Raw genomic sequence first — 15,991 nt, forward strand, 5'->3', positions numbered from 1 at the left:
TTATTATCAACTTAAAGGTTTGATCAATATTTATGGATAACATGATTTCATTGGATGATTTGTATATCGCATATAGAAAAGCTAAACAAGATAGTTTTTATGACAAAATGAATCATGATTCAATAAAGTACGCGATTTATGAGCAAGCTTTAGAAAAAAACCTACAATCCCTTTTTGATAGAATTACCAATAAAGATGACAATTGGTGGAGTGATTCTAAATTTATTGGTAAATATTTATATGTACCTAAATGCATTAAATTAGATAAGTGGGGTGATATATCTCAATCACACTTTTATACCTCATCCCCAATGTCTGATTGGGAAAATCAATACGCGAAATCACGGAAAAAACTAGATGCTGAATATAGGTTGATTATTGCTGCCACTGTAAACTACCAGATAATATCTGCACTTTGGATTATAAAAGTTGGCTATAAATTTGAACTAAAGCTCAATCACTCAACAACATATGGTAATAAATTAAAGAAAATAAAATCACAAAAAAGTGGTAAATATGCTATTAATTTAGACTCTCTAGGGCTATTTGAACCATATTTTCAAAACTATCAGAAATGGCAACAAAATGGTATTAATGCCATGAAAAAGCTGTTATCTAACAAAAAAAATGTTACTGCGATTACAATGGATCTTACTCGCTTTTATCACAATACATCTCCTACATTCATTCTACATAAGACTTTTCTAAAGAAAATTGATGTATCATTGACTTCAGAAGAAAGCAGTTTTACGAAAAAATTCATTGATTCTATTGAACACTGGTATAGAACAACTCCTGACTTTCAAGAAAGACAGCAAGGAGCTCTGCCTATAGGATTATCCGCATCAAAAGTAATATCAAATATAGTATTATTTGAATTTGACAATCAAGTTAACAATCAATTTAAGCCTGCTTACTACGGAAGGTATGTCGATGATATTTTCATTGTATTCGAACAAAAAGGTAATGTCGTAAACAAAAGTGCTGGAGAAGCATTGTCTCAAATAAGAAAAAAAATACCATCGATGCACTTCAACAAAGAAAGGACAAAACTACAAATTTCATTCCCATATACTCAAGATTCTGACCTTTTCTTCAGAACAGAGAAACAAAAAATTTTCACATTATCTTCAGAACATGGACTAGAGCTAGTAAATCAAATAGAAGAAACACTAAAAGCTAATTCTAGTGAATTTAGGTTGCAACCTGAAATTCCTAAAACAGCTATATCAATGGCCAAAAAAACACACTTATTATCTGACAGCTCAATTCTCATCACAGATGCTTTACGAGAAGCTGATTCAACATCATTGAAAAGGTTCAATTTCTCTCTTTTACTAAGGTGTATTGATACATATACATTGAATCTAAATAAAAAAGCATGGCAAAAAGCTAGATATGAGTTCTATAAATTTATCAATAAGTACTTACTCATACCTCAAGGTGTTTTTGATTTCTATATGCATTTACCCAAAGTATATAGTGTAATGATTAGGAATAATGACTACAGTGAAGCACAAGCATTTATCTATAATTTGAAGAGAGCTTTAACCCTAATTCAAAATACAACAATGATGAATGGCCATAATAAAAATAAATTTATCAAGTTTAAGTATTACTTAAAAAATGCCCACTTAGAAGCCGCTCTTACATCATCCTTAACCAAGAATAATTACACTGAAACAGTACACCTGCAAAGAAACATCGGTATCATCTCTAGCGAACTGATTGATAAAAAGACCGTACTAAAAAAAGAACTAATAGATAAAATCAGAACCTTACTAAAAAATTCTGACCTTGGTTATAGCCCTTATAAAGAAACATGGTTTAAACAAGCTCAAAAAGAAAATACATCGCCATATCGATTAAACTTACCTCACAATATTATCGATACATTAAGATTAACGGCAATACAGAGCTTTCTCATTGATGCTAAAAAAGTTGATCATAATTGGAAAGCTTTTGCATTCCCAACAAGACCATTAACTGTTCCACAAATAGCTGAAAGCTGTTCATTAGCATTGGAGAAAGACGGTAAACTACCCACTTATATAATGGCTCTTCGAGGAGCTAGAGTTTGGAAACATAATCCAATAGGCTATAGTCAGAATAAAGATCCATTAATTAACATTCCTAATAATAATTCTGGATGTATCCATATTGCATTAACAAATTTTCAAGTAACAGATGATCAGTATAGGAATGCATTATTAAGATTACCTGATAGATCAATAGAGCGCTTTGAAGAAATAAATTCATTAATTAATAAAATATTAAAAGAAAAGTCAGAAAAAAAGGTAAAGATTGATTATGTCGTTTTTCCTGAGTGCTCAATACCTCGACGCTGGGCCTTCAATCTAGCTAAAAACTTATCAAATCATAATATTTCTTTAATTTGTGGATTAGAGATCTATCAAAAAAATAATTTTGTTGTACATAATGCCAGCTTAGTTTCTCTTGCAACAAACTGGCCTGGTTATAATTCTCACTTTACTTTTACCCAACATAAATGCATGCCAGCACATAAGGAAGCTATTGAATTAGAAAAAGCACAAAAAAAACTATATAAACCATCATTACCTATAGAAACTCATCCAATATACAAACATGGTCATCATTTTTTTGGATTAATTATTTGTAGCGATCTAACAAATCCAATAAATAGAGTTCATTATCAAGGTAAAGTAGACTCTTTGTTTGTTTTATCATGGAACCAAGATATAGAAACATTTAGTTTTTTAATAGAAAGTGCTGCTCATGACATTCATACAAACATTATCCATGTTAATAATCGAGAATATGGAGATAGCCGAATTAGAACCCCCATGCGAAAGACATATCAAAGAGACTCAGTTCGACTAAAAGGTGGGATTCAAAATTATTTTGTAATAGCTAAGTTAGATACTATTCCATTAAAACAGTTTCACAGAGACATCAATAATATTGAAACTGAAACCATATTTAAACCAAAACCAATTGGTTTTGAAGTATCACAAGAAAGAGGAATCATAGATTAAGTTATGAGCTCAGATATTTGCTTCAATACATCAGTATTACCAATATTCGATCCTACTTTTTGGGAAAGTATAGCTACAGGAATGACAATAGCAGGAGTAATAATTACAGCTATTGCAGTTGGAGTTGCTTACGACCAACTAAAAAAAAGTCAGAATCAAAGTGCTATGACTATTTATCAAAGTTATTTAGAACTTTGTGTTCAACACCCCAAATTTGCAGAAGGCATGAAGAAACCTCCATATAAGACATCTGATTACAAGCAGTATCGATGGTTCGTTAATACTACCTTGTATAGTTTTGAGCAGGTCTATTTAATAAAAAAAAGTGATCCACAGTGGCTGAAAACATTAGAAAATCAATTGCAATATCATAAAGTAGCAATCAAAAGTTCTAGTTCATTGAAAGAAGATCAATGGGATAAAAAGTTTAAAGAATTTATTAAAAAATCCATCAACTAATCTGATAAATACACTTATTCACAGAACTCCAAGTTAAAAAGCAAACTTTAGCTTGGATTCTAGTGTCCAGTTGTTCACCCTTGTTTCGATGTTTTTTCCAAAAGCAGAAACCCCTTTTAAAGTCTTAACCAGTTCATTTTCACTATATTGACCACTTTTAATAACACCAGTGTCAGCATCGTAAGCCCATTCATAATAAGGCTGAATCGCTTGATCTTTTCTTCCACAGAAAACCCCTCCCATAAGTTGTAAATATTCTTTCCAATTACCTGTATCTGCTGATTTGAAAATTTTCTTAGCCTTTTCTGGCAACTTAATTGCACTTTGTAAGCGTCTTAACTCTCGCCATACTGTTACCGAACAACCACCTAATTGCTGAAACTGTCGAATCCCCCAACATGATGCCCAAGCATCAACTCTTGCAGCAGCTTCAGTTGGGTCTTCACCATAAATACCTGTATCTAAATCACTACCATCAATATTTTTTGATATATATTTCGCAATATAACCAGTTGCAGACCCTTTAGCAGGATCTATTTTCACCTCAGTAAAGCGGTGTTGTTCAGCTCCTTTTTCCTCTCTATCTTCCTTCATAATGTACTCTCTCATTATTGATACCATTTCTTCATAATGCTCTTTCTCAACAAAAAGAAGTAAGTGCCAGTGAGGAGTTCCATCATGCTGAGGCTCAACAACACGAAAACCATAAAATCGAATATCAAGACGATTTAATGTAGCCCGAATTAATTGCCATTGCTTATTAAGATATTTCTGCCCATCTAGTGGCGTATATCCTCCCCATTTATGGTTTACATCACCAGACTTTGCATAACTGCGATGATATTTTGAAGGACAGGTAAAAGTTAAAAAGGTAGCTTCATGCCCTAACTCTTTAGCTAGATCTTCAAATCCTCTAGCTCGCATCATAAGCTCCCCCTTTCTTATTGTGGGATCTGACACACCTTTCTGGGATAGCTCTAATAAAGTAAAGCTATCTCCATCCTGATTAGTTGCAATGGTATTTTCTAAGTACTGTTCTTGATATTGCTTTTGTCGTATACGAGCTTGAAGTGTGATATTTGAGCAATATAGACTCTTCTTTTTATTTACTTGGTTTAAGTGATGAAGAACTATCTCGATATTTTTTCGCATAGATTTTCTTAATCGCCTTAACCACCACTTAGGATCACAGTATCTTGCTAACTCCCCTTCTAGAGAGTAAACATCTTCAACTGAGCTGATACCATGATCCTTAAGAATCAAACGAATATTATCAACAGCAATAGAGTCTATTAAGTACATCTCTCTTAACTTCAAACACTGCTTTGCAATATTTTTTGCTTTCTCTCTTAAATCATCTTCATGTAGGTTTAGCTCTAAATTCCTAAGTGGAATAGATAACTTCTCAGTCAGATTTTTAACTGTCACTCTCAAAAAAGAGTTACGCTCAAACTTAGAATGCTTACTTAAATACTCATTAAGTAGCAGTGATTGGATCTTAAACGGAAATGGTTTTAAATATTTAAAGACAAAGCTTTGATCATCCCTATCAATAGAATCGAGGCAGATAACAGAACTTATAACCCCTTCCATACCAACTCCCGCCCTTTTGCTGATATAGAGAACTGATCCCACCGAATACCATAATCACAGATAGCCATATATTGAATAAGCCCTAATTTATAGAGCTTCTGTATAGTTGGTTTAAATATTCGAATAGGTGATCGACTAGATGTTGTAAGTTTTATATCTTTAGGAAAATAGTCGGAATAGAGAGAAACAGTATTGTTTTCATTAAACCAAGTCATTAAGGCTTTTTGATCTTTAGTTAACTTCATTTAAAGCCCTCCTAGCCCAAATGAGTTAACTTAGCTTGGTTATCTAACCAAAGATCTAAATCTTCTCTTAGATACCTAACTGCTCGACCAATCTTAATGAATGGAGGAGCAACCGTTCGATTCTTTCTATTACCTTCCATTCTGGATTGACGAAGAAAAGAACGGCTCATCCCGATATATGTAGAGGTTTCTTGTTCTGTTAACGCTCGTTTACTTTGCATAGTAATACTCTATTGTTGACTAATGAGAGTATTAAACACTATGAAACCCTACTATGAGGCTCACTATGAAGCTAGCTATTAAGCTTTTTTCTTATCCTACTAATATGGTTAGAAAACGTTGATTTCTTTTGCGTTATAACTGCATCACCAGAACCAAAATAAGTAATAAAATCAGCATTCATGTCATAAATCACTAAGTCGATATCAAGCTCTTTGGCTTGAAAATTAAAGTCTTTACGAAGGAGATTCCAAGCCTTAGGTGCATTGATATCAGGATATGAAATTAAGACTCTCTCAATAATTTGTATTATTGGGTTAGTTTCAATACTTTCCACATCTCCATTAACAAATTGTTTTGTTGCTTTTGGTATATTAAAAACAGCTCTTAGTTCAGCTATATCAATACGAATCTGATCACACTTTAAATGCAGTGGTTCTTGATAAACATAATCCTTATCATCCCTAACAAAATCAGGATGAACTTTAGCATCCCTCATCGCATCAAATTGCTTACACATAGAGAAGAAGTTTACAACGTGATTTTTTGTCTTCTGGATATTATTTTGACCAAACTGAATGCTACTAGTAGCAAGGAATTCTTTTTGAGGTACAACTGAACTATTATGAGTTAATTGTAGCTTGGTTAATGGATTAATCCCAAATTGCTCAGTAATAGATTGCCAATTTAAGATATTTTCAGGTTCTTGAATCACAAAGGTTCTGATTGTTAGAGGATTATTTTTTTGAACATAATACTTGGAATCTTGATTAGATAAGCGAATAATGCCATTGTAGTCAAAAGTAGCACCTATCTTTTTTTCATTATTATCCGAAAAATAAGCCCCTAAAGAGCTCTCGTTTATCAATGCTGAAAACCTAAGCTTACCTCGTAATACAGCATCTTGAATATCGTATTGATTCAAGCCAACTGTAGGTTCAATTTCTTCAAGGTATAAAAAGCGTCTTTTCATATAAATAATAACAGTCCATAGAAATAAAAAAGCTCACTAACTTAGTGAGCTTCCTGGTTTAATCATTTTTCTTTATAGGTTTAACATGATTATGGTTACATAACCTATTAGGTTTATTTCTTATTTCTTAAAAAATGAGCTGCTGACTCATAACTTTTATAAGATCTTGTAGTCCATCCTCCAGAGTTAGTATGAGGCTTATAAACACGGCCTTTAATCCAAGCATCATAGATAGGTAATACTCTTAAGCAGTAATCATTATTAATACCTCGAGAACTACCATTATGCACATCTCTAGGGCGACCTGATACAGATTTAACACTTTTAAAACGATCAATATCAGCCTTAAATTGAAATGCCATTTCAATTGCATCCAACTGTCCATTTTGCTTAGTCCCTGCACCATTGGCCACAGCTAACCAAAATTTCATCGCCGTTTCACCATCCCTCAGAACAGACAATATAATTGCACCTAAGAAACCAGCATTAAACAAACTCGGTTTAAACTTATATTCATCAAGAACTCTAACCATATGCTGGCATTCAGGAGTTCTTAACTGAGATCTAAAAGTTTCATCACTCATGGATCCACCATTGTTAATAGCAACCTCTAAAGCTGTTCTCATGCCTCTTTTTGTAAATAAACCAGAATTTTGAGGTTCATAACCAAGAGAGCCTCGTGCAGACCCATACACATGATCAGTAGTTGTTTCGACTGAGCGCCTACTATCTAAAGCGTTATATAATTGCTCACTAAATAACACATCATCGATATGAAAAACTGTCACCATCAAAGTTGATGGCATATCTCGATGCCCTTCTCCCCATGCTTGTGCTCTAGTATGGCAATCAACCTTAACTAGCTCACCATCTGGTAACATAGCTACAGCAGCAACAGAATGAGTTGGAAAATGCTTATTTAAGTGCTCTTTGAGTGCTTTTTGTAAGCGTCCTTGAGTAAATCGCTGAACACTATTAATTTTTGTTATCTCTATAAAATCATGAGTCTTCATAATCATAGTAGATATCCAAATACCACTTAGTTCATCGTACATTGAAATATAGTTGTCTGAATATTTATTTAGATCTATCATAGGAGAATCCTCTCTATCTGCATGCTCCAACATGCATAGGTTAGTATGGGTGCTCAATAAGGGGAGAGTTCTCTCTCCCCTTACGTTTTCACAAATAGAATAGGTACTTTAAAGTACAACTGTCAACAACCAAAACACAACTTAAACAAAAAACAGCCTCCAAAATAACACGCAAATCATTGTTAACAAACAATTAAACCGATATTTTTACCTGGACGCGAAAAAAACATAAAGCGTGACACATGTCACATTATCCAATTAAATTAACGGCTACTGCTTTATGTTCTGGCGCTAAGTGTGCATACCTTAAAGTCATTTTCAGGTCTGAGTGACCAAGCAATTATCTAACCGCATTCAAGTCCATGTCAGTCATAACTGACTGACTCGCAAAGTAATGCTTTAAATTGTGAGAAACACAACAATACCTTTTAACAAATAATCCAATAAAAACAAACATTTGATTAAATTTAGAGCTTAAATCACATTTAAGTCAGAAAAAGATTAGAAATCAAAAATATATATTTAACTACTTGATAATAATCAATATAATCGCGTCGAATATTTATTCTAATAATAAAAAAGGATTTTATAGCTATGAACCGTTTTACTCCATTAAAAGCAATTTCACTGCTTGCTCTTCTTGCCTCATCTACAGCTTCAGCAACAACAAACAACTATAACTTTGTAAGCTTTGCTGCTGGTTATTACGAAGCTCGCCATGAAGATTATAATATCTCTGAAGACGCAACAGACATTTTTGTACAGGGTTCTAAACTATTAAATAAAGAATTAATTTTTACCGGTGATTATGAAGGAAGTTTTGTTGATCAAGATAACTATGATGTTCAACAACATTTAATTAGAATGGGATTAGATTATCGAGCAGAGTTGACTTCTAATCTAGATTTATTCTTTGGTGGTAAAGTTGGCTATGTTTACTCTAAATTTGAAGCGGAACATAGTTCTTATGAGGACGACAGTAGTGATTTTATTTATGGCCCACATATTGGTCTAAAATCAACAATTAATAAATTAGAACTTAACGCAACTTATGGCTATTACCTTGGGGCTGATGATGATGTTAATGAGGCTAAAGCTGGTTTCATTTACAATATTAATAAAAAAGTAGGGTTCGGGTTAAGCTATAGATATCAAGAAGCCAGTGATTTATATTCGAACACTTACTTAGCTGAAGTACGATTGAAGTTTCAATAAAATAAGTAAAGCTCGCGACTTGTACTATATGTTACTTTGCGTGAGCATCTATCACCAAGAGTCTAAACTATATTTAGACTCTTTTTACCTAATGAAGCAGTATCATTATCACCAATAAAAATACAAGTCTACTATCATCAATCTCACAAATGCTTCTGTGAGTCAGCTATCTATGGTTTAAGCTAAATACGCTTTCAATATCATCTAAATTATCCCTTAGTCATCTTAAATCCACCCTCCTTGTGGTTAATATTCAACCACTCATTAGGTTAACCGATTAAGTTAACGGCTGCTGCTTTATGCTCTGGCGCTAAGTGGGCATACCGTAATGTCATCTTCAAATCACTATGACCAAGTAGTTCTCTAACCGTATTTAAGTCCACGCCAGCCATTACAAGCTTGCTAGCAAAGTGATGCCTTAAGTCATGAAAATTGAAATTATCAATGCCAGCTTTCTCAATTAGCTTCAACCATGGCTTTTTTATATCCGTTAATGGTTTATCTTCTTGTGCTATGAAAACAAATTTATGATATGAGTTTTGTTGTCTCCACAACCTTAACGCCTCTAAAGCAGAGTCATTTAATGGCACAATTCTCGATTTTTTCGATTTGGAGTTTGTTGCCCTTACTTTTAAGTACCTTTGTTCAAAGTAAATATCGCTCCACAGCAAAGAAAGCAGTTCTCCACGTCTCAAACCTGTGTTGATCGCTGTAATAATAATAGGTTCAACATAGTCAACAAACCTGACACCATCAAAAGATGAAAAAAGTACATTACCTCTAATTTCCCGATGTTTATTTGCTGACTCTCGTTTTTCTCGTATAGATTGATCTCTATATTTAACTTCATCAAATAAACGTTTCTCTTCTAACGAAGAAAGATATCGGATTCGAGTATTATCAGCTTTAATCACTTTGACCGCTTTTAAATTATGGGATTCGATTAACTCCCAATCAACGGCACGAGATAAAGCTCCTTTTAATGTATTAATAGAGTAGTTAATAGTTGAAGCAGCTCGACCAAGTTTTACTCGTTCAGATTTCCATTTTTCAATATCCCATGCTGTAATTTGATCTAAGTCTTTATGTAATAGGTGAGAGAATTGACTTCGTAAGTGTTTAAAAATTTTAGCTGATGTTTTAGGGTTACGGCTTTCTAGGTAAGGGAAATACTTTTTAGTAAGGAAGGTGTCAAAATTTAAAAATGATTTTCTTTTATTATCTTGTCTTGCCTCTTTTCTTTGCTCTTGAACATCACTACCTTGAGCAACTTGGCCTAACTTAACTTTAGCCAAGTCTCTTGCCTGTGAAGGGGATAAATCAGAAGCTAAACCAAGCTTATGATTTACTTGCTTACCATCTAAACGGTAGTAAACATAGTAAACAACTTTTCCTGATTCAAACTTCAAAGCATGAAAGCCAGAAACCTCAGTATCATTTATTCTTTTATCGCTAACTGATAAAGCTTTTAATGCACTGCTAGTTATCTTCTTTTTTATTGCCATAATAATATATCTTTCCACCCCGCTGCATTTATAGCATATTTATAGCAAAACAATCAGATAACTACAAACTTCAAAGAACAATAAAAAACAAAAATAAAAAATAAAAACCAATCAAAACAGTGTGTTATTAATATACCATTGTTTATAGCTGTTCATTAAAAGACATTAAAATATAGACTCATAATCGATTGGTCCGCAGTTCAAGTCTGCGAGGGGCCACCATATATAGAAAGCCTGATGAAGAGATTCATCAGGCTTTTTTCGTTTCTATACATCTATACCCAAAGTAATTGAAGTTGCTAGATTACTGACAGCCCTCACCCTTCTCAAATATTAATATTACGTAATCAACTCCTTTAATCCAACTGAGAGCGATACAGTGGCTTTTTCTTCTAATAATGTCCTTCTCTAAGAAAAATCAAACGAACCACGCTTATACAAGCAATTAAAGGCTTTAACTAAATCAAACAATCAATAAGAAGATAGAAGATAGAAGATAGAAGATAGAAGAGTCTATTTGAATGGAAATTCAATCCGAGTATCAAAATCTTTTTAGCATCGATGTTAAAAGAGCTCTGAGCCGTCGGATTTTTATCGACAATGGAAGATTATGAACATAATCAGATCTGTAACTAGTGTGGATTTACACTCCATCTAAAAGTAACATCGTACAAACCATAAGAAAATCTAATGAATAAAATAAAAAATCTTATCTATAAAATTACAATTGTTAATAAAATGAGAAATAAATCTCTTTTTTAGAATGTTTTCAAGTTTATAAAATAATATCAATAGTTCAAAACTCAAACTAACCAAACCAAAAATTACAATTCAACATTCGCATTATAAAAAACTGATATAACGACTTTTGGACCATTCATCTTGCTTATAATATGAACTAGCTATTTATACTATAAAAAACCAAGAATGAACGTTCATTCATTCAGAATTAAGTGTATTTATTTACATCAACACGAACTAAGAATACTCGTCTTTTTTACAGCCGCAACCGATGCCATCATTGCTTATTTTTCCTACTATTCTGATTTCTCATTTATACCTTGTTAATCAGATGACCCAACGTCAAGAAATTTAACATTTCATCGTCAAGTTAAGACATCAAATTTCAAAATATCTCTTTTAACATTATAAATAAAATATTTTGAGTGCATGAGGAGAGAAAATCGACTGCTGTTTATAATTTGTATCTTCTGGTCTGTGTCTATGCGGCACAATCGATACTAACTCTATGTACAGAATTACTCACTCCTCCTTTAACTAGAACAACCCACAGACTACTCACATATAGGTATCACTATTCATTTACACTAAACATGCCACTACGACGCACTAGAGCGGATTTAAGTGTATCAAACTAGATTATGGTAACTATCTATAAGCTTGATCTTAGGGATGATTAGATACCTATTGGCTAGCGACCAAGTAACTATTAGTTGTAAAGGCATATTTCAGTTATAAATATCGACTTCGTCATCGGAAGTATCAAAATTAAACAGATAAATATTAAGTTAACTTTAAACCTTATTCGTAAAATATAACTTAAGTCCTAATAATGATAAAACATAAAGCAGAGATCAAGTGAGAAATATAAAGTTAACAAATTAAAAACAAACATATAAATCAAATAGAATAAGGTATCGGTAGAAATAATCTAGTTTTTAAAAGTGTGACCTAGCTGTCTATTGTTAAGTTTATAAGCGTTGATTATTGTAAGCAAATATATGAAAATATGATTTATCAACTGAATAGATAAAAACAGTCGATAAAAGATTAAATTCCATATTAAACAAACTTAACCTTAAGGTATTAACCATGAACAAAAATGCAAAAATCGGCGCTATATCAACACTTTTTGGCGTAATCGTAACAGCTAAAGTGTGTACATCACTATCAATCTTTACCATGAGCCTAGTTTCAATTCTAGATTAATCATTATTTTAATTAACATTTAAGTAAGAATAGAAAATATATCTTTAAGTTTTCAAGTTGATAAATTGATTTGATAACAAACCCTTTTAATATTTTTATTCACAACTTAAAAAAAGCCTCTATTCAAATATGAATCGAGGCTTTTATTTTATATATACAATATATTTTGTTTTATATTATTAACTATATTGATCTAAATCAATATAATCACCTTGATTTCATGCTTACCCATAAGAAGGTGTTACATTTAAAATCGTTAATATATGAATAACTGCAGTCACGACACCAAAAGAGAGGACTAAGTAAATTAATCCATTCCCACCCCAAACTTTAAAACCTTTATTAGGAAATTGTTGTTGTCGACTCTTTATCAATAATAGAGCGGGAATAATACAAGTCCAAATAGTTGCCACTGCACCGGCATAACCAATAGCAACAACAAAACCAAATGGGAAAAGCAATGACATAACCAAAGGAGGTATAAAGGTTACCCCCCAACTCTTACCTCTACCTTGCTTATTATTATCAAACTTAAAATAGTCGGCTAAAAAATCAAACAACCCTAACCCTACCCCGATAAAAGATGACAAGATCGCCGCCATAGAGAAGGCATCAATCGCTGCTTCTACAGACTTAGAGTCAATCACCTCACTTAACGCTTTCAACAATGCATCAACATTGCCACCTTCTGCAATGACTGGGATAAAATCAACTCTGGGTAAATTACCAAAAATACTGAATAACCAAAGTGAATAGTGGGATAACGCGATAACGGTTCCCCATAAAATCGCTAAGCTGGCTTTGTGTTCATCTTGATAATAAGCGCGCATTGAACTGACAGAGTGATGATAACCAAATGAGGTTAACGCAACAGGAAGCATGGCGATTACGTAAGGAGCATAACTTTGCTCTACCCCAGCAGAATCGAACAGTGTGGTTAAATTCACTTCCAGCATCAAACCTGAAATACCAAAAATAAAACTTAATACCATAAAGATAATCAGTAATACGGCAATACGATCAACAGCACGTGTTGAATGCCACACGAAGAGAGAGAATAGAGCAACAAACAATATTGAAGCTAATCGTCGATCAACACCAAGTAATTCAGCCAATATCAAACCAGAGGAGGTAATGTAAGCATAAAGAAGAATTGCGCCGACAAAATAGACCGCAATGTTATTGATCAGATTTATGGGTTTACCCAGTAGATCTTGAGTCACGGTATCAAACGAGGCTCTTAAATTATAATGCTGGAAAACTTCTAAAAGCATCCAGCCTGAGAACGTCATAATGATCATGGTTAATGTAATGGCGAAAAATGACCAGAGAGCCCAAGCTCCAGCACCTGCACTAGGGAGTCCCAACATCCCAGCTCCAACACAGACACTCGCGATAATACAAGCACCACCAAAAATTGAGGGAGATAGTTCTTTTTCCATAAGTACTCACTTAACTCAATAAGGGCACTGTTCCCCGACTTACTTAAAGCTATCTACCTCAAGTGGCTATGGATATCTCTTATGTTGTTTAAATTTAAGCTGATACAAAACGACAAAAGATCGAAAAGTGCCAAAAATAATAGAAAGTAGGCAGTATTAAGAGGAAGATGCTTCCTCTTATATCTAAAGTCATTGGGGTTGCTAGAGGGTGACAAGTGAGCCGCCCCAATCATATGGCTGTTCTATATAATTAGGGTGAACGAACACAGCCAACAACCTAGCGACTCCAATCAAGAAGAGAATAAACTGCCCGATTATTGTTCTTGCTGATAATCATCTAACGATTAAAATTTGAATACTATCGAGAACTTATCTCTAACAATATTATTTAATCAATTTCTTTTAAATGAGCCGTAAAATGACGTAATACAGACGGTTCATAGGTAAATGTTAGCCCTTTGACGTTAGCTGTGTTCTCTTTGACCTTTTCAAACGCTTCAATAATAAAATCCATATGAGTTTGAGTATAGGTTGCGCGAGGAATGGTTAAGCGTAATAACTCAGCTGGCGATGAGTATTGCTCTCCCGTAGCAGGATCTCGTCCGAGTAATAGAGAGCCTATCTCAACCGCTCGAATGCCGGCAACTTTATAAAGTTCACACGCAAGAGCATGAGCGGGAAATTGCTCAGCAGGAATATGTGGAAGTAGTTTGCCTGCATCAACAAAAGCAGCATGTCCACCCGCTTGCTGGCAAATAATTCCAATCGCCTCTAAACCATTAACTAGGTATTGAATCTGGCTAATTCGATAGGCTAACCACTCTTGCCTCATCCCATCATAAAGCCCCACAGCCAAGCGTTCCATTGCTCCACCTTCTAGGCCGCCATAAGTAGGAAAGCCTTCTTGCACCACACAAAGAGTTCGACACTCAGTATAAACATCAAACATCGACTGATCTTTGAAGCAGAGAAGTCCCCCCATCTGTACCATGGCATCTTTTTTAGCAGACATGGCTAAACCATCAGCATATTGATAACTCTCTTTGGTGATCTGCTCAATGGTCCAGTCTTGATAACCGACTTCTCGCTGTTGAATAAAGTAGGCATTCTCAGCATAACGAGCAGAATCCATAATCACCGGAATATCGTACCGTTGGGCAATTTGGTAAACCGCTTTAAGGTTAGCAATAGAGACTGGCTGACCACCCGAAGAGTTACAAGTAATCGTGCTAACAATATAAGGAACATTCTTAGGATCGGCGGTGATAATCGCCTGTTCTAATATCTCAAGATCAAAGTTACCTTTAAAGTCTTCATTTATCGCAGTATCAAACGCATTTTCCGTGTAAACATTCTTAGCAACACAGCAGTTCATTTGAGTGTGACCTTGGGTGGTATCAAAAAAGTAATTTGATAACGCCACCATTTTATCTCGTTCTAGCCCCTTCTCTTTTTCCCGTTTTGCAATCAATGTTGGGATGTAAATCTGCTCTGCACCTCGACCTTGATGAGTTGGAATTGTTAATTGATAACCAAAAATATCTTCAACGGCTTTTTGCAACGCATAGTAACTACGACTACCACTATAAGCTTCATCTCCCATAAACATTGCCGCTTGCATCTTTTGAGTTACCGCCCCCGTTCCGCTATCGGTTAAAAGGTCGATAAAAATATCGTCACTATCAAGTAAAAATGGATTCATTCCCGCTTTTATAATCGCTTGTTCACGGTATTCTCGCGTTGTTCGTTTTACCGGCTCAATAACTCGGATACGAAATGGTTCAGGTAGGTGTTTAAAGTTTTCCATTATAAAAATCTCACTCTGTTTTTAATTCAATTTAAATATGTCATTTCAATCCCAATATGAATTGAAATGAAAATCTTATGGATCAATAACAAGTGAGTTCAGAGGAAAGAAGAAAGTGAGGATAATATCTTCGTTAAACCAACGTTTCAGGTAGGGAAGATTACCCCAATAATAAGGTTGTTGATTTGCTAAAATTCGTAATAATATCCCAGTCATAATAGGGCTAAAACCATCCATAGTGATTACGTTTACAACACGAATACCAAAGAAATTCGATATATATACCAATAAATAATAAGTTCAGTTTAGCTCTGCTATTATTACGCCTAGTTGCACAATATTTCATCATAAAATGAGTTAATTTGAGGCCTACTAGACAATTTCGGCCCTATCTCAGACTTAATTTTGTCAAATGATCACAATTTAAGGTGCTCTTAAGTTTGATGTGAAATCAAAATGTAGTTCACGATCA

Annotated in this window: 12 protein-coding genes and 1 pseudogene; 3 read left to right on the plus strand and 10 right to left on the minus strand. The window is 34.0% G+C overall.

The genetic code is table 11. The features are described 5' to 3' along the window. Positions 1–32 precede the first annotated feature (32 nt). Positions 33–3,017, plus strand: a complete 2,985-nt coding sequence (locus L0B53_RS05970) for an RNA-directed DNA polymerase (protein ID WP_235061228.1) — start codon at positions 33–35, stop codon at positions 3,015–3,017. A gap of 3 nt (positions 3,018–3,020) precedes the next feature. Next, the gene (locus L0B53_RS05975; protein ID WP_235061230.1) at positions 3,021–3,476 is read left to right on the plus strand and encodes a hypothetical protein; all 456 of its coding nucleotides are present in this window, start codon (positions 3,021–3,023) and stop codon (positions 3,474–3,476) included. 33 nt (positions 3,477–3,509) lie between these two features. On the opposite strand, the gene L0B53_RS05980 is transcribed toward L0B53_RS05975, so the two are convergent. From L0B53_RS05980 to L0B53_RS19500, 6 genes and pseudogenes are all read right to left on the minus strand, one after another. Then, on the minus strand, positions 3,510–5,069 hold the full coding sequence (locus tag L0B53_RS05980) for a replication endonuclease (protein WP_235061232.1): 1,560 nt from the start codon (positions 5,067–5,069) through the stop codon (positions 3,510–3,512). Continuing rightward, entirely contained in the window at positions 5,054–5,314 is a 261-nt protein-coding gene (locus L0B53_RS05985; protein ID WP_235061234.1) for a hypothetical protein, read from the minus strand. Before L0B53_RS05985 ends, L0B53_RS05980 begins: the two co-directional genes overlap by 16 nt. Positions 5,315–5,325: 11 nt before the next feature. Further along, complete coding sequence (locus L0B53_RS05990; RefSeq protein WP_235061235.1) at positions 5,326–5,535, minus strand: AlpA family transcriptional regulator; 210 nt, start codon at positions 5,533–5,535, stop codon at positions 5,326–5,328. Positions 5,536–5,606: 71 nt separating this feature from the next. Further along, entirely contained in the window at positions 5,607–6,506 is a 900-nt protein-coding gene (locus tag L0B53_RS05995; RefSeq protein WP_235061236.1) for a hypothetical protein, read from the minus strand. Positions 6,507–6,619: 113 nt separating this feature from the next. Further along, positions 6,620–7,600, minus strand: coding sequence for a hypothetical protein (locus L0B53_RS06000; protein ID WP_235061237.1), 981 nt, complete (start codon positions 7,598–7,600; stop codon positions 6,620–6,622). Positions 7,601–7,850: 250 nt separating this feature from the next. Continuing rightward, positions 7,851–8,009 (minus strand): annotated as a pseudogene (locus L0B53_RS19500) (tyrosine-type recombinase/integrase); the annotation flags it as partial. A 185-nt stretch (positions 8,010–8,194) separates the two neighbouring features. On the opposite strand from L0B53_RS19500, the gene L0B53_RS06005 reads away from it, so the two are divergent. Next, positions 8,195–8,815, plus strand: coding sequence for a hypothetical protein (locus tag L0B53_RS06005; RefSeq protein WP_235061238.1), 621 nt, complete (start codon positions 8,195–8,197; stop codon positions 8,813–8,815). Between the two features lie 269 nt (positions 8,816–9,084). Here the strand turns inward: L0B53_RS06005 and L0B53_RS06010 are convergent, their stop codons facing one another. The 4 genes from L0B53_RS06010 to L0B53_RS06025 form a co-directional block, all read right to left on the minus strand. Continuing rightward, on the minus strand, positions 9,085–10,320 hold the full coding sequence (locus tag L0B53_RS06010; protein ID WP_235061239.1) for a site-specific integrase: 1,236 nt from the start codon (positions 10,318–10,320) through the stop codon (positions 9,085–9,087). 2,174 nt (positions 10,321–12,494) lie between these two features. Next, complete coding sequence (locus L0B53_RS06015; RefSeq protein WP_235061241.1) at positions 12,495–13,712, minus strand: aromatic amino acid transporter; 1,218 nt, start codon at positions 13,710–13,712, stop codon at positions 12,495–12,497. Between the two features lie 388 nt (positions 13,713–14,100). Next, on the minus strand, positions 14,101–15,519 hold the full coding sequence (tnaA, locus tag L0B53_RS06020; RefSeq protein WP_235061244.1) for a tryptophanase: 1,419 nt from the start codon (positions 15,517–15,519) through the stop codon (positions 14,101–14,103). Positions 15,520–15,594: 75 nt separating this feature from the next. Beyond that, positions 15,595–15,735 (minus strand): hypothetical protein, encoded by a 141-nt coding sequence (locus L0B53_RS06025; RefSeq protein WP_235061245.1) that lies wholly within the window; start codon positions 15,733–15,735, stop codon positions 15,595–15,597. Positions 15,736–15,991: the final 256 nt, after the last annotated feature.

The sequence above is a fragment of the Vibrio sp. SS-MA-C1-2 genome (assembly GCF_021513135.1).
Classification (GTDB): Bacteria; Pseudomonadota; Gammaproteobacteria; order Enterobacterales; family Vibrionaceae.